This is a genomic window from Onishia niordana, assembly GCF_004798965.1.
Taxonomy (GTDB): domain Bacteria; phylum Pseudomonadota; class Gammaproteobacteria; order Pseudomonadales; family Halomonadaceae; genus Onishia; species Onishia niordana.
On sequence record NZ_SDSD01000006.1, the window covers coordinates 119420 to 133811 of the forward strand.

Annotated in this window: 15 protein-coding genes; 12 read left to right on the forward strand and 3 right to left on the reverse strand. The window is 62.0% G+C overall.

Annotation, left to right across the window (positions count from 1 at the left end; translation table 11 throughout):
* Nucleotides 1–74 precede the first annotated feature (74 nt).
* The 7 genes from hemA (at nt 75) to ETC27_RS12410 (ending at nt 6243) form a co-directional block, all read left to right on the forward strand.
* The gene (hemA, locus tag ETC27_RS12380) at nt 75–1379 is read left to right on the forward strand and encodes a glutamyl-tRNA reductase (protein WP_136255312.1); all 1305 of its coding nucleotides are present in this window, start codon (nt 75–77) and stop codon (nt 1377–1379) included.
* A complete protein-coding gene (gene prfA, locus ETC27_RS12385; RefSeq protein WP_136255313.1) occupies nt 1376–2464 on the forward strand; it encodes a peptide chain release factor 1 in 1089 nt (362 codons plus the stop codon). Before hemA ends, prfA begins: the two co-directional genes overlap by 4 nt.
* A 19-nt stretch (nt 2465–2483) precedes the next feature.
* Nucleotides 2484–3323, forward strand: coding sequence for a peptide chain release factor N(5)-glutamine methyltransferase (gene prmC / locus ETC27_RS12390; protein WP_136255314.1), 840 nt, complete (start codon nt 2484–2486; stop codon nt 3321–3323).
* A 224-nt stretch (nt 3324–3547) separates the two neighbouring features.
* The gene (locus tag ETC27_RS12395; protein ID WP_136255454.1) at nt 3548–4048 is read left to right on the forward strand and encodes an Lrp/AsnC ligand binding domain-containing protein; all 501 of its coding nucleotides are present in this window, start codon (nt 3548–3550) and stop codon (nt 4046–4048) included.
* Between the two features lie 173 nt (nt 4049–4221).
* On the forward strand, nt 4222–4974 hold the full coding sequence (locus tag ETC27_RS12400) for a HesA/MoeB/ThiF family protein (RefSeq protein WP_136255455.1): 753 nt from the start codon (nt 4222–4224) through the stop codon (nt 4972–4974).
* 288 nt (nt 4975–5262) lie between these two features.
* Nucleotides 5263–5838: a glycine zipper 2TM domain-containing protein gene (locus ETC27_RS12405; RefSeq protein ID WP_136255315.1), complete on the forward strand. Its 576-nt coding sequence runs from the start codon at nt 5263–5265 to the stop codon at nt 5836–5838.
* 231 nt (nt 5839–6069) lie between these two features.
* Entirely contained in the window at nt 6070–6243 is a 174-nt protein-coding gene (locus ETC27_RS12410) for a DUF6435 family protein (protein ID WP_136255316.1), read from the forward strand.
* 118 nt (nt 6244–6361) lie between these two features.
* On the opposite strand, the gene gatB is transcribed toward ETC27_RS12410, so the two are convergent.
* Genes gatB through gatC form a run of 3 tightly spaced genes read right to left on the reverse strand, consistent with a single transcriptional unit; the run spans nt 6362 to nt 9607 of the window.
* A complete protein-coding gene (gatB, locus tag ETC27_RS12415) occupies nt 6362–7816 on the reverse strand; it encodes an Asp-tRNA(Asn)/Glu-tRNA(Gln) amidotransferase subunit GatB (RefSeq protein ID WP_136255317.1) in 1455 nt (484 codons plus the stop codon).
* On the reverse strand, nt 7816–9276 hold the full coding sequence (gene gatA, locus ETC27_RS12420) for an Asp-tRNA(Asn)/Glu-tRNA(Gln) amidotransferase subunit GatA (protein ID WP_136255318.1): 1461 nt from the start codon (nt 9274–9276) through the stop codon (nt 7816–7818). The genes gatB and gatA overlap by 1 nt, the downstream gene beginning before the upstream one ends.
* 43 nt (nt 9277–9319) lie before the next feature.
* A complete protein-coding gene (gene gatC / locus ETC27_RS12425; protein ID WP_136255319.1) occupies nt 9320–9607 on the reverse strand; it encodes an Asp-tRNA(Asn)/Glu-tRNA(Gln) amidotransferase subunit GatC in 288 nt (95 codons plus the stop codon).
* 208 nt (nt 9608–9815) lie between these two features.
* On the opposite strand from gatC, the gene ETC27_RS12430 reads away from it, so the two are divergent.
* The 5 genes from ETC27_RS12430 to rng all read left to right on the forward strand — a co-directional run bounded on the left by ETC27_RS12430 (nt 9816) and on the right by rng (nt 14387).
* Complete coding sequence (locus ETC27_RS12430) at nt 9816–10853, forward strand: rod shape-determining protein (RefSeq protein WP_136255320.1); 1038 nt, start codon at nt 9816–9818, stop codon at nt 10851–10853.
* A gap of 76 nt (nt 10854–10929) precedes the next feature.
* Entirely contained in the window at nt 10930–11784 is an 855-nt protein-coding gene (gene mreC / locus ETC27_RS12435; protein ID WP_240724902.1) for a rod shape-determining protein MreC, read from the forward strand.
* Nucleotides 11784–12272 carry a rod shape-determining protein MreD gene (mreD, locus tag ETC27_RS12440; RefSeq protein ID WP_439331809.1) on the forward strand — a complete coding sequence of 163 codons (489 nt, stop codon included), beginning with the start codon at nt 11784–11786 and terminating at the stop codon, nt 12270–12272. Before mreC ends, mreD begins: the two co-directional genes overlap by 1 nt.
* A gap of 27 nt (nt 12273–12299) precedes the next feature.
* A complete protein-coding gene (locus ETC27_RS12445) occupies nt 12300–12890 on the forward strand; it encodes a Maf family protein (protein ID WP_136255323.1) in 591 nt (196 codons plus the stop codon).
* Between the two features lie 33 nt (nt 12891–12923).
* Complete coding sequence (gene rng / locus ETC27_RS12450; RefSeq protein ID WP_136255324.1) at nt 12924–14387, forward strand: ribonuclease G; 1464 nt, start codon at nt 12924–12926, stop codon at nt 14385–14387.
* Nucleotides 14388–14392: the final 5 nt, after the last annotated feature.

Below are 14392 nucleotides of genomic sequence, written 5' to 3' on the forward strand. Positions count from 1 at the left end.
CCTAGTGTCGCGCTGCATCTAGTGGTTTTCGCCGTGACTCGCACCACTCCCCCTTGAGCGAAGACTCTGATTGCATGACGCTTTTGGCCCTTGGCATCAATCATAAGACGGCTGCGGTCGAGGTGCGCGAGCAAGTCGCCTTTACCCCGTTGCAGCTGGAAGCGGCGCTGACCGAGCTACGTGCTCTGCCCGAGGTGGAAGAAGCGGCGCTACTCTCGACCTGCAACCGCACCGAGCTCTATTGCGTGATGGAACGCGATGGAGAAGCGGCGATTCTTGACTGGTTGAGTCGCTTTCATACCCTTAGCGTCGAACAGTTATCGGCGGCGGCCTACCATTATCTGGACGGCGATGCGGCACGTCACCTGATGCGCGTCGCTGTCGGGCTCGATTCCATGGTGCTCGGTGAGCCGCAGATCCTTGGCCAACTCAAGGACGCCTACCAGGCGGCGCGCAGCCACAAAGGCTTGGGCGGTGAGCTTGAGCGGCTATTCCAGCATACCTTTGCAATTGCCAAGCAGGTCCGCACCGAGACCGGCATCGGCGAGAATCCGGTGTCGGTGGCCTATGCCGCGGTGAGCATGGCCAGTCGTATCTTCGATAACTTTCGGCGTTCCACGGCACTGCTGATCGGCGCCGGAGAAACGATCGAACTCGTCGCCCGTCATCTGCAGGAGGCCGGCATCCGAAAGCTGATCGTCGCCAATCGCACCCGTGAACGGGCCGCACAGTTGGCCGACCGCATCGGCGGTGAAGCGATCTCTCTCAACGAGATCCCCGATGCGCTGGCACGCGCCGATATCGTGATTTCCTCGACGGCGGCACCCTTGCCGATTCTCGGCAAGGGCATGGTCGAGCGGGCGATCAAGCTACGCCGTCACCGACCTGTTTTCATGGTCGACATCGCCGTGCCCCGGGACATCGAGCCGCAGGTCGGCGAACTGGATGATGTCTTTCTTTATACCGTCGATGATCTGCACGAAGTCATTGAAGAAAACCGCCGACATCGCAAGGTGGCCGCCGACAAGGCCGAGGTGCTGATCGAACACGGCGTCACGAGCTGGCAGCACGAGCGCCGGGTGCGCGGCGCCGGCGACCTCATTCGCCGCTACCGACACCAGGGCGAGCAGATGCGCGCCGAGTCCGAAGAGCAGGCACTTGCACAGCTGGCCCGTGGTGAAGACCCGGAGAAGGTGGTCGCCCGTCTCGCTCGTCAGCTGACCAACAAGCTCATGCATGCCCCGACCCTTGGTCTGCGCGAAGCCTCCGGGGCCGAGCGTCAGGACCTGATCGAGGCTGCCGAAGCCTTGCTCTTCGATTCTGACAGCGACCCCGAGGCCCCCCAGATGACCGGCATCAGACAACAGGACCCTTCATGAAAGCTACACTGCGTCAGCGCCTAGATACCTTTGCCGAGCGTTTCGAGGAGCTCTCGGCTCTGCTGGCTGAGCCCGATGTCATCGCCGATCAGCCCCGCTTTCGCGACTATTCTCGGGAGTATGCCGAGCTCGAAGAACTGGTCGCGACCTGGCAGGCGTTTTGCGATACCGAGAACAACATCGAGGCTGCCCAGGCGCTGCTCGAAGACAGCGACGCCGAGATGCGCGAGCTGGCAGAGCTTGAACAGGCTGAAGGGCAGGAGCGGCTGGCTGCGCTCGAGGAGGCGCTCAAGCGCCTGCTGGTGCCGAAGGATCCGGACGATGGCCGTAGCGTGTATCTCGAGGTGCGTGCCGGTACGGGCGGCGATGAGGCGGCACTGTTCGCCGGGGATCTGTTTCGCATGTATTCGCGCTACGCCGAGAAGCACGGCTGGAAGGTCGAAGTGGTCAGCGCCAGTCATGGCGAGCAGGGCGGTTACAAGGAACTGATTTCGCGGATCAAGGGCGAGGGTGTCTATGCCCGGCTCAAGTTCGAGTCCGGCGCCCATCGGGTGCAGCGGGTTCCCGCTACCGAGTCTCAGGGCCGCATCCATACCTCGGCCTGCACCGTGGCGGTGATGCCTGAGGCCGATCAGGTCGGTGATATCGATATCAATAGCAATGACCTGCGCATCGATACCTTTCGCTCCAGCGGGGCCGGTGGCCAGCACGTCAACACCACCGATTCCGCGATTCGTATTACTCACCTGCCCAGTGGCGTGGTGGTCGAGTGCCAGGAAGAGCGCAGCCAGCACAAGAACCGTGCCAAGGCCATGTCGCTGTTGGCCGCGCGCCTCAAGCAGAGCGCTCTGGAGAGCCAGCGCCAGCAGCAGGCCGACGAGCGTCGCTCGCTGGTCGGTTCCGGCGATCGAAGCGAGCGCATCCGTACCTATAATTTCCCGCAAGGGCGGGTCACCGATCACCGCATCAACCTGACGCTCTACAAGCTCAACGAGGTCATGACCGGGGAGCTTGGCGAGATCATCGAGCCGCTGCTCCACGAGTATCAGGCCGAGCAGCTTGCGGCCCTGCAGCAGGAAGCCTGATGCGTAAGGAAATCACCTGATGCGTCTCGATGTGCTGCTGGCTCGCGCCGCCAAGCGGTTGCAGGCGTCGGGGTCGCCAAGCCCCAGGCTTGATGCCGAGGTGCTGCTGTGCCATGTGCTCGAAGTCGATCGCACCTGGCTCTATACCTGGGGCGATCGCGAGGCCGACTCTTTATCGCGTGCGCGCTTCGACGCGCTCATTGCCGCCAGAGGGCAGGGCGCTCCGGTGGCTTATCTGACCGGAGAGCGCGAGTTCTGGGGGCTCTCGCTCAGGACCCACGATGCCACGCTTATCCCGCGTCCTGACACCGAGAGCCTGGTCGAAGCGGCGCTCGCGCGAGGCGACGCCGAAGAAGGGGCGTTTCTTGACCTGGGTGCCGGCACCGGCGCCATTGCGCTTGCGTTTGCCAGCGAGCGCCCCGGTTGGCAGGTGACGGGTGTCGATCTGTCACCGCAGGCGGTGGCGCTGGCCCGGGACAATGCCTCGCGGCTGGGGCTTTCTCGGGTTCGCTTCCTCGAGAGTGACTGGTTTGCCTCGCTTGAGGGCGAGCGCTTTGCGCTGGTTGTCGCGAACCCGCCCTACCTTGCCGATGACGATCCTCACCTCGCACAGGGCGACGTGCGCTTCGAGCCGCGTTCGGCGCTGGTGGCAGGCGACGATGGACTGGCCGATCTTTACGCACTGGTTCACGAGGCGCGCCGCCATTTATTGGCGGGTGGCTGGCTGTTGCTCGAGCATGGCCTCGAGCAGGGGGCGGCGGTGCGTCAGGCGTTCGAGCAGGCGGGTTATGATCAGGTAGCGACGCTTCAGGATTTGGGTGCGCGGGATAGGGTCAGTCTCGGTCGCTGGAAAGCCTGACGTGAGCGATGGGACTCGCGCCGTCCAGAGCGTATATGGTAATTGTTAGGATGACATGGGCGAGAATGGCGAACCTCACTGATACGGTCCCATGTGACCAGACCAATCACTGAGGTTTTCGTCGTTCACCCCTTCCAATAACTATGGAAGCCATGATGCTCAGTCGATCCGGCGGTGATGCCTCTGCCGTTCGACCGCGTATTGAGCTTGGACTCTGGATGACCATGAAAGCCAAGAACCGCTCGCTTGACCGTATCGATCTCAATATCCTGCGTGCCCTCCAGGATAATGCCCGTATTTCCTACGTTGACCTGGCCGCTCAGGTCGGGCTTTCCACCACCCCTTGTCTGGAGCGGGTCAAACGCCTGGAGCGCTCGGGCATTATTCGTGGCTACAAGGCGATACTCGACCCCAAGGCACTCAAGGCCAATCTGTTGGTGTTTGTCGAGATCAGTCTCGAGACCCAGTCCCCCGCCGTGTTCGACGAGTTTCGACGCGCCGTGAGCCAGCTGCCGCAAATTCAGGAGTGTCACCTGGTCTCTGGGCAGTTCGACTATATCCTCAAGTGCCGGATTCCCGAGATGTCGGCGTACCGTCAGCTTCTTGGTGAGGTGGTGTTGACCCTGCCCGGGGTCAAGGAGTCGAAGAGCTATGTGGTCATGGAAGAGGTCAAGGAAGAATTTACCCTGCATGTGCCAGACGTCGAGCAGCTCGAAGAGCACTAACAAGGGTGCTGATGAGAGCAACGCCAAGCGCGCAGCGAGCCATGAACCAGAAGCTGCCTGATGGACGGGAAGCGAGCACCCGGGAAAGATCGCCCCAGTCGCGATAAGCCCGGACACGATAAGCCCCGACATCGATCAGTCCGACAATCGAGAGCCAAGAGAGATACGTGACGATGAACGACCAGGCGCTGTTGCGCTATAGCCGCCAGATCATGCTCGAGTCGATCGAGATCGAAGGCCAGGAGCGCCTTCTTGCGAGTCATGCGCTGGTGATTGGCGCTGGCGGGCTTGGTTCGCCCGTCGCGCTCTACCTGGCGGCGGCAGGCGTCGGCCGGTTGACGCTCGTCGACGACGACACGGTCGAGCTTTCCAACCTTCAGCGCCAGATCGCTCACGGCGAGGCGGATATCGGTCGTGACAAGGCGGAGTCGGCTCGAGAGGCCGCCTTGGCGCTCAATCCTCACTGTCAGGTTACAAGCCTAAGTGAGCGCCTGGACGGCGTATCTCTTGAGCGCGCCGTTCAGGCGGCAGACGTGGTGCTCGACTGTACCGACCGCTTCGCCTCGCGCTATGCCATCAATGCGGCCTGCCAGTCGGCGGGACGGCCGCTGGTCTCCGGGGCGGCTATCCGCTTTGGCGGTCAGCTCGCTGTTTTCGATCCTCGAGACGCCAAGAGCCCCTGTTATGCCTGTCTCTATCCTCCCGGTGACCCCGGAGAAGATGAGCAGTTGAGCTGCGCCGAAAACGGGGTGGTGGCACCACTGGTTGGGCTGATTGGCTGCTTTCAGGCGTTGGAAGCGGTCAAGATGCTCAGCGGCGCCGGCAGTACGCATCAAGGGCTTTCCACCTTCGACGGGCTTTCCGGTGAGTGGCGACGCTTTAGCGTGCCTCGTGACCCGGCATGTCCTGTGTGCGGGTCGCGTTGATCGCTCCGGGCGTCGGCGGTTGGCGACAGCTCGATGCCAAGTGTGGAAAGACCGCACAGCTAGCCTAACGGGCGTATATAGGCCACGCTCCCTGGGGTATACTCGCCTCGTCTCCGACTTGCCCGCGGCAGGACGCCGCCCGAGTCCCTCGCTTCATCCTTCCTGTTACCTCGCCTGGCGCTGGCGCGTGCCCAGGGGTGTGCGTCCGGTTCCCGGATTCCCCCGAGCCGGCCCTATGTTGTCGACGCCCCTGTCGTCGACCCCGATGTCGTGTGTGAGGAGCGAGTCATGAACAAGTCCATTGTGATCGGTACCACCCTGTCAGTCTTCGGTCTGGGCGGCCTTGCGGTCGGTGCCTATCAGGTCAGCAGTTATTCCCAGCCGCCTGAGCCGGTCTATGCCGATATCCTGCAGGTCGAGGCAGCGACCCGGACCATCGAGACCCCGCGAGAGGTTTGCGAGAATGTCGTGGTCAACCAGCAGGCGCCAAGCCGGGATCCGAACCGCATCATCGGCACTGCCGCGGGCGCTATCGTCGGTGGCTTGCTCGGCAATCAGGTCGGTGGCGGTAGCGGCAAGAAAATCGCCACCGTGGCAGGCGCCGTGGGCGGTGGCCTGGCGGGGCGCGAGGTGCAGGGTCGTATCGAGTCCGGCCAGACCACCACGTCCACCCGGCGTGAATGTCACACCGTGACCGATACCCGCCAGGAACAGCTGGGCTATGACGTCGAGTATCGGGTTGATGGTCAGGTTTACAGCGCTCGGCTTGATGAGGCGCCTCAGGGCAACCGGGTGCTGATGCAGAACGGCCAGCCCCAGTGGCACGCCGGCCAGTCGACGCCCCAGACCGAGCCCCAAGGCTAAGCTGTCTGAGTAGCATGTCACCACCGCGCTATCGCTGCCTGGTAGCGAGGTTTTGTTAGTAGCCCGTCTTCACGGGACTGCACTCCTGCGTGCAACCGAATCCCCGTTTCTCCAGGTGGGGGGCGAAGCGCTGCATGATTCAGCATCTTAACAATGCCGTGTATAGCTTTTGTCTAGTATTCGTATAGGGCGTCGCGTAGTCTGAGATCACTTACCCAAGGAGAGACTCCCATGTTCGGTATCTTCAAAAGCGATCCCACCAAGAAGTTACAGAAGGCCTATGAGCGCAAGCTCGAGCAGGCGATGGAGGCCGCCCGCAATGGTGATATGCATGCCAATGCCACCTTGACCACTGAAGCCGAGGCATTGCGCGAAGAAATCGAGTCACATAAGCATGCCGGATAGGGCCTGATGGGCAGGAGAGTGGGGTCGCCTCATCTTCCAGGCGTTAGATACGACGACGCCCCCTGAAAAGGGGGCGTCTTTCGTGTCAGCACTAGGTGCGGTGCCTCTCATCGATGCCTCAACACAGGGCGTCGAGCTTTTCCTTGAGCAGGCCATTGACCTGCTGGGGATTCGCGGTACCGCGAGAGGCCTTCATGACCTGGCCGACGAAGTAGCCGATCATCTTGCCACGCTTGTCCGGCTCGGCGTCGCGATACTGGGCGACCTGAACCGGGCTGTCAGCGATCACCTGATCGATCATCGCCTCGATGGCGCCGGTGTCGGTGACCTGCTTGAGGCCGCGGGCCTCGATGATGTCATCGGCACTATCACCTTCACCGGCCCACAGCGCGGCGAAGACCTGCTTGGCGGCCTTGCCGTTGATGGTCTCGTCCTTGACGCGGGCCACCAGCTCACCGAGCTGAAGGGCCGAGACCGGGCTCGAGGCGATAGTCAGGCCTTCCTTGTTGAGGTGGCCGGCAAACTCGCCTTGCACCCAGTTGGCCGCCAGCTTGGCGTCGCCGCAAACCTCCTTCACACCTTCGAAGAAATCGGCCATGGCGCGAGTCGCCGACAGCACGCCGGCATCGTAGGCCGAGAGGCCAAGCTCGTTCTGGAAGCGTGCCCGTTTCTCGGCCGGCAGTTCCGGCAACGAGCTGCGCAGATGATCCACGTAGGCCGCATCGAGCACTACCGGCAAGAGGTCAGGGCAGGGAAAGTAACGGTAGTCGTTGGCCTCTTCCTTGGTGCGCATGCTGCGGGTTTCATCGGCTTCAGGATCGTATAGGCGCGTTTCCTGAACCACCTTGCCGCCATCCTCGATCAGCTCGATCTGGCGCTCGACCTCGAAGGCGATAGCGCGTTCCACGAAGCGGAAGGAGTTGACGTTCTTGATCTCGGCGCGGGTGCCAAAGGCTTCCTGGCCCTTGGGGCGAACCGAGACGTTGACGTCACAGCGCATCGAGCCCTCGGCCATGTTGCCGTCCGAGATGCCAAGGTAAGTGACGATGGAGTGCATCGCCTTCAGGTAGGCCACGGCTTCCTTGGCGGAGCGCATGTCCGGTTCGGAGACGATCTCCAAGAGCGGGGTGCCGGCGCGGTTCAGGTCGACCCCGGTCATGCTGTGGAAGTCCTCGTGGAGGGACTTGCCGGCGTCTTCCTCGAGGTGGGCGTGATGGACCCGTATGCGCTTGGTCTCGCCATCCTCGAGGGTGATCTCGACCTCACCTTGCCCGACGATCGGATGATACATCTGGCTGGTCTGGTAGCCCTTGGGCAGGTCCGGATAGAAGTAGTTCTTGCGATCGAAGATCGAGACCTCGGGAATCTCGGCATTGATGCCCAGGCCGAACTGCACCGCCATGGCCACGGCGGACTCGTTGAGTACCGGCAGCACCCCCGGCAGACCCAGATCTACGGCACACGCCTGGCTATTGGGCTCGGCGCCGAAGGCCGTGGAGGCACCGGAGAAGATCTTGGATTGGGTGGCCAGCTGGACGTGGACCTCAAGGCCGATCACGGTTTCCCATTGCATTATGCGTTCTCCTTGCCGAAGGCCGGGCGTTGCTGGTGCCAGTCGGTGACCTGCTGGAACTGGTGGGCGACATTGAGCAGCTGGGTTTCGGCGAAGTGCGGGCCGAGGATCTGCAGACCCACCGGGCGGCCATTGACGGTGCCGGCCGGCACGCTAATGCCGGGAATGCCCGCCAGGTTGATGGCAATGGTGTAAATGTCCTGCAGGTACATCGAGACCGGGTCCTTGTTGGCCCCCAGATCAAACGCCGGGGTTGGCGTCGACGGGCCCATCAGCACGTCGACTTCCTCGAAGGCATCCATGAAGTCCTGGCGGATCAACCGGCGGACCTGCTGAGCCTTCTTGTAGTAGGCATCAAAGAAGCCTTCGGAGAGGGTGTGAGTGCCGATCAGGATGCGACGCTTGACCTCGTCGCCGAAGCCTTCGGCCCGCGAGCGTTTGTAGAGATCCTCGAGATCCGCCGGTGCGTTGCAACGGTGGCCGAAGCGCACCCCGTCATAGCGCGACAGGTTGGAAGACGCCTCGGCCGGGGCGATGACGTAATAGGCCGGGATGGCGTGATGGGTGTGCGGTAGACTGACTTCCTGCACGGTCGCGCCAAGGGATTCGTAGACCTTGACCGCTTCGCGAATAGCCGTTTCCACCTCCGGGTCCAGGCCGTCGCCGAAATATTCCTTGGGCAGGCCGATCCTGAGGCCAGAAAGCGAGGCGCCGAGTTCGGCACGATAGTCGGGTACGCCACGGGCCACGCTGGTGGAGTCGCGCAGGTCGTGGCCGGCGATGGCGCTCAACAGCAGTGCGCAATCCTCGGCCGTACGGGCCATGGGGCCAGCCTGATCGAGGCTCGACGCGTAAGCCACCATGCCGTAGCGAGAGACACGACCATAGGTGGGCTTCAGGCCGGTGATGCCGCAGAAAGCGGCCGGCTGACGAATCGAGCCACCGGTGTCGGTGCCAAGCGCTGCCGGCACCAGGCCAGCGGCCACGGCGGCGGCGCTGCCACCGGAGCTGCCACCGGGCACAGCGGTGAGATCCCAGGGGTTCTTCACCGGGCCATAGTGGCTGTTCTCGTTGGAGGAGCCCATGGCGAACTCGTCCATGTTGGTCTTGCCCAGGCTCACGGTCCCGGCATGCTTGAGCTTTTCGACCACATGCGCGTCATAGGGCGCAATGAAATTGTCGAGCATCTTCGAGCCGCAACTGGTCTTCACGTCCTGGGTGCAGAAGATGTCTTTCAGGGCCAAGGGCAGGCCGGTGAGTGGTCCTGCTTCGCCGCGGGCGCGGGCGGCATCGGCGGCATCGGCGGCGGCCAGTGCCTGCTCGGCGGTCACGCTGATGAAGCTGTTGAGCTCACCGTCGAAGCGCTCGATACGCGCGAGCAGCGATTCGGTCAATTGGCGGCTGGTGAACTCGCCGGCCTCGAGGGCGCGGGCAAGCTCGGTCAGGGTCATGTCATGCATTGAGGCTTGGCTCCAGATGAGGCATTCGGTCAGCGATCAGGGCTCACTCGACGACGCGGGGCACCAGATAAAGGCCATTTTCCACCGCGGGGGCGTTGCGCTGGAATCGCTCGCGCTGGTCGGTCTCGGTGACCTCGTCGGCGCGTAGGCGCTGAGTAGCATCCAGCGGGTGTGCCAAGGGGGCCACGCCGTCGGTATTGACCGTCTGCAGGTGATCGGCCATCTCGAGGATCCGTGTCAGGTCGTCGACATAGCGGTCGGCGTCGGTCTCATCGAGGCCCAAGCGGGCCAGATGTGCTGCGCGCCGCACATCTTTAGGTTCAAGCGCCATGGTGAATATCCCTTGAGCGTGGATCGTGGCGGCGGCGCCAGGCAGGCGTCATCCGCAGTAAATAACCGTAAAATGTACCATATCCTGGGGCGACTGGCAGGACTTGACTCACGGGGCCGCCCCCCCAATGTTGCTTGCTGCATCAAGGCCGCGATGGTACCGTTTGCCTCCGCACAGGGTTCCGGTCTGCACTAGGTGAAAGACTTCCATGTTTAAACGTTTACGTGGGCTGTTCTCCAGCGATCTCTCGATCGATCTGGGTACGGCCAACACGCTGATCTATGTTCGCGGACGGGGTATCGTGCTCGACGAGCCTTCCGTGGTGGCCATTCGCCAATCGGGTAACATGCGCAGCGTGGCTGCCGTGGGTATCGACGCCAAGCGCATGCTGGGTCGGACGCCGGGCAATATCACCGCCATCCGGCCGATGAAGGACGGCGTCATCGCCGATTTCACCGTGACCGAGCAGATGCTTCAGCACTTCATTCGCAAGGTGCATCAGAGCACTTTCCTGACGCCGAGTCCGCGGGTGCTGGTCTGTGTGCCCTGCATGTCGACTCAGGTCGAGCGACGTGCGATCAAGGAATCTGCCGAGGGCGCTGGCGCCCGCGAGGTGTTCCTGATCGAGGAGCCGATGGCCGCGGCCATCGGGGCTGGCCTGCCAGTCGAAGAGGCGCAGGGCTCGATGGTCGTCGATATCGGCGGCGGCACCAGCGAAATTGCGATCATCTCGCTCAACGGTGTTGTCTACTCGGAGTCGATCCGGGTCGGTGGTGATCGTTTCGACGAGGCCATCACCGCCTATGTGCGCCGCCACTATGGCAGCCTGATCGGTGAAGCCACTGCCGAGCGTATCAAGGAAGAGATTGGCTGTGCCTATCCGGGTGGTGAGCTGCGCGAGATCGATGTGCGCGGCCGCAATCTCGCCGAGGGCATTCCCCGCAGCTTTACGCTGAACTCACACGAGATTCTTGATGCGCTGCAGGAAACTCTGGCCGCTATCGTGACGGCGGTGAAGAGTGCGCTTGAGCAATCGCCACCCGAGCTCGCTTCAGACATCGCTGAGCGCGGCCTTGTGATCACGGGCGGCGGCGCCTTGTTGCGAGATCTGGACAAGCTCATTTCCGAAGAAACCGGCCTGCCGGTGATCGTTGCCGAGGATCCGCTGACCTGCGTGGCTCGCGGTGGCGGCAAAGCGCTGGAAATGATCGATCAGCATACCTTCGAGCTACTCTCCAGCGACTGACCTGTTCGCTAGACCGTGACCCGGGGGACTGCTTATTAAACCGCTGTTCACGCACGCGTCAGTGCCCGGTTACCGCATGCTGCTGTGTGCAATACTGGCACTGACGTTGATGTTCGCGGAACATCAATTGACGCGGGTCGAAAACCTGCGCGCGCAGCTGTCGACCGTGGTCGCCCCCATCCAGTGGTTGGTCAGCCTGCCCAGTGATGCCCTTACATGGGGCTCGCTTGTCGTCTCTGACCAGAGCGCTCTGGTCGACGAAAACCGCAAGCTTCGCCAGCAACTGCTGACCCTGTCTCACCGCGTGCAGCGCATGGCCAGCCTGACGGCCGAAAATGTGCGCTTGCGCGAACTCCTGAATGCCACCCGGCGCGATGAGATGCCTTTTCTCACCGCTGAACTTCTGTCGCTGGATTCCGACCCCTTCACCCATCAGATGGTCATCGACCGTGGGCGTCGCAATGGTGTCTATGTGGGGCAACCGGTGATGGATGCATCAGGGTTGGTGGGGCAGGTCACGTCCGTCTCGGCCTATTCCAGTCGGGTGTTGATGGTGGCGGATGCCAACCATGCCATGCCCGTGCAGGTGAATCGTAACGGGCTGCGTTTCATCGTTCAGGGAACGGGACGCTTTAATGCCATGAGCGTACTCCATGTGGCCGATACCGCTGATATCCGAGAAGGGGATCTACTGGTGTCCTCGGGTCTCGCCGGTCGTTTTCCTGTTGGCTACCCGGTAGCACGCGTCAGCGAGGTAACCCATGACCCGGGCGAACCCTTCGCCACGGTGATGGCGGAGCCGGTCGCCAAGCTGCAGCGTGCGCGACACTTCCTGTTGCTGTTTCCACCGGATGTCGATGTCGCGGCCGGTGATGCGCTGTGGACGGATGACTTTGCTCTTGATCCTCTGCCCAAGGAGCTGATGCCCTGATGGTTGCCATGGGACTTCGTGGATACCTGCTGGTATGGTCGACCCTGCTGCTGGCGCTATGCCTGCAGGTCATGCCGCTGGCCGACAAATGGCTGATGTGGCGTCCCGACTGGTTAGGACTGATGCTGATTTACTGGTGCATGGTCATGCCTCAGCGTGTCGGGGTCTTTTACGGCTTTATACTGGGGATCCTGCTCGACCTGATCGAGGGCTCACCGCTCGGGTTGAATGCGTTGGCTCTGTCGCTGCTGGCCTTTCTGATCGCCTTGGTCTATCAGCGCATGCGCGCCTATTCACTGGTTCAGCAAGCGGTGCTGATCGTTGTGCTGCTGGGCATCGTGCAATTGGTCGAACAATGGTTGATGACCCTCTTTGGCCCCTTCTCTATTCACCTGGCCTTCCTGTTGCCGTCATTGATCGGCGCCCTCCTGTGGCCCTGGCTGTTCACCATGCTGCAGGCCTTGCGCCGTCGCTTTGCCGTATCCTGACCAAGGCCTTACTCAAAGGAGGCGTGCATGCCTCATCTGTGCCTGGCGTCGGCATCCCCGCGCCGCCTGGAACTCTTGACCTCGATCGACGTCGACTGTGACGTGCGCCCCGTCGATATCGACGAGACACCGCAACCGGGGGAAAATCCTCGTGACTACGTTTGCCGGCTGGCGCGAGAGAAGGCGCTTGCTGGTGCGGCTTTTTCTGATCTTCCTGTCCTTGGGTCGGACACGGCGGTCGTGCTGGATGGCGAGATCCTGGGTAAGCCCCGTGATCGCGCCCATGCGCTCGAGATGCTGTCGGCCCTGTCTGATACCACCCATGAGGTGCTGACCGGCGTGGCGGTGAGCGGCCCTCAGGGGCTTTTAGATGTCTGCGTGACGACGCGGGTCGGGTTGCGCGCGATCAGTCCCCGTGAGGCAGCCGCCTACTGGGAGACGGGCGAGCCTTGTGACAAGGCCGGCGGCTACGGCATTCAGGGCCGGGCAGCGGTGTTCGTGTCGCATATCGAGGGCAGTCATAGCGCGGTGGTTGGCTTGCCGCTATACGAGACCGCCGAGCTGCTCGAACGCCAGGGTGTGGCGCTGTGGATGAGTGATCGGGCAGCTGTGTCATAATATTCGTAAGAGCAAATGATTAAGGAAGCCCGCATGAGCGGTGAAGTACTGATCAATCTGACGCCCATGGAAACGCGTGTGGCGGTGGTCGAGAACGGCGTCCTGCAGGAGGCTTTCATCGAGCGCAGCGGGCGAAGGGGTATTGTCGGCAATATCTACCGCGGCAAGGTGGTGAGGGTGTTGCCCGGCATGCAGGCCGCTTTCGTCGATATCGGCATCGAGCGGGCCGCCTTCATTCATGCTCATGAAGTCATGGCGCCCAATACACCGCCTGACGAGCAGGCGTCGATCAGTCAATTGCTTCAGGAAGGGCAGCCGCTGGTCGTCCAGGCCACCAAGGACCCGATCGGTTCCAAGGGGGCTCGGCTTACTACGCATCTTTCCGTGCCCTCGCGCTACCTGGTCTACATGCCGGACTCACCGCATAACGGCGTTTCCCAGCGTATTGAAGACGAGGCCGAACGGGAGCGCCTGCGTCAGCTGACACTGGCCTGTCAGGCGGAGCAGGATATCGAGATCACCGGCGGTTTCATCATTCGAACCGCTGCCGAAGGCGTGACGCGCGAAGAGCTCTATGCCGATATGAACTTTCTGCTGCGCCTATGGCGCAGGGTCAGCGAGCGGAAGCATACGGCCGGCATCCCTAGCGTGATCTACGACGATCTGCCGCTGTTCATCCGCACACTGCGCGATGTGATGCGAGACGAGATCGAACGGGTGCGCATCGACTCCCGTGAAAATTTCCAGAAGCTGATCGAGTTTGCCCGGGAATTCATGCCCGGCACCGAGTCACGCATCGAGTACTATCCAGGTGAGCGGCCGATCTTCGATCTCTACAGCGTCGAGGACGAGATCCAGAAAGCCCTGGGACGCAAGGTGCAGCTCAAATCCGGGGGATATCTCGTGATTGACCCCACCGAAGCGATGACCACCATCGACGTCAACACCGGGGGCTATGTCGGTCACCGCAACCTCGAGGAGACGATCTTCAAGACCAACCTCGAGGCCGCCACGGCGATCGTCCGCCAGCTCAGGCTGCGCAATCTCGGTGGCATCGTCATCATCGACTTCATCGATATGGACGACCCCGAGCACCAGCGCCAGGTACTGCGCATGCTCGAGAAGTTGCTGGAGCGTGATCATGCCAAGACCAAGTGTACCGGGGTCACCGAGCTTGGTCTTGTTCAGTTGACGCGCAAACGGACGCGGGAGAGCCTCGAGCAGACCCTCTGTGAGGCCTGCTCGGTGTGTCATGGTCGTGGCACCCTCAAGACACCGGAATCGGTATGCTATGAGATATTTCGCGAGATTCTTCGCGAGGATCGCGCCTATAGCGCCGAGACCTATATGGTGCTGGCTGCGCAGGCAGTGGTCGATCGCCTGCTCGATGAGGAATCGTCCTCCGTTGCCGACCTGGAAGCCTTTATCGGCAAGACCATACGCTTCCAGGTGGAAGCCCACTATTCCCAAGAGCAGTACGATATCGTACTGATGTAGGAGGC

Excerpts from the sequence above, each read along its gene's own strand:
- ETC27_RS12445 (WP_136255323.1), top strand. The coding sequence starts at position 12,300 with ATGCCTCATCTGTGCCTGGCGTCGGCATCCCCGCGCCGCCTGGAACTC.
- ETC27_RS12405 (WP_136255315.1), top strand. The coding sequence starts at position 5,263 with ATGAACAAGTCCATTGTGATCGGTACCACCCTGTCAGTCTTCGGTCTG.
- mreC (WP_240724902.1), top strand. The coding sequence starts at position 10,930 with ATGCTGCTGTGTGCAATACTGGCACTGACGTTGATGTTCGCGGAACAT.
- hemA (WP_136255312.1), top strand. The coding sequence starts at position 75 with ATGACGCTTTTGGCCCTTGGCATCAATCATAAGACGGCTGCGGTCGAG.
- mreD (WP_439331809.1), top strand. The coding sequence starts at position 11,784 with ATGGTTGCCATGGGACTTCGTGGATACCTGCTGGTATGGTCGACCCTG.
- ETC27_RS12400 (WP_136255455.1), top strand. The coding sequence starts at position 4,222 with ATGAACGACCAGGCGCTGTTGCGCTATAGCCGCCAGATCATGCTCGAG.
- ETC27_RS12430 (WP_136255320.1), top strand. The coding sequence starts at position 9,816 with ATGTTTAAACGTTTACGTGGGCTGTTCTCCAGCGATCTCTCGATCGAT.
- prfA (WP_136255313.1), top strand. The coding sequence starts at position 1,376 with ATGAAAGCTACACTGCGTCAGCGCCTAGATACCTTTGCCGAGCGTTTC.
- gatA (WP_136255318.1), bottom strand. The coding sequence starts at position 9,276 with ATGCATGACATGACCCTGACCGAGCTTGCCCGCGCCCTCGAGGCCGGC.
- prmC (WP_136255314.1), top strand. The coding sequence starts at position 2,484 with ATGCGTCTCGATGTGCTGCTGGCTCGCGCCGCCAAGCGGTTGCAGGCG.
- gatB (WP_136255317.1), bottom strand. The coding sequence starts at position 7,816 with ATGCAATGGGAAACCGTGATCGGCCTTGAGGTCCACGTCCAGCTGGCC.
- rng (WP_136255324.1), top strand. The coding sequence starts at position 12,924 with ATGAGCGGTGAAGTACTGATCAATCTGACGCCCATGGAAACGCGTGTG.
- gatC (WP_136255319.1), bottom strand. The coding sequence starts at position 9,607 with ATGGCGCTTGAACCTAAAGATGTGCGGCGCGCAGCACATCTGGCCCGC.
- ETC27_RS12410 (WP_136255316.1), top strand. The coding sequence starts at position 6,070 with ATGTTCGGTATCTTCAAAAGCGATCCCACCAAGAAGTTACAGAAGGCC.
- ETC27_RS12395 (WP_136255454.1), top strand. The coding sequence starts at position 3,548 with ATGAAAGCCAAGAACCGCTCGCTTGACCGTATCGATCTCAATATCCTG.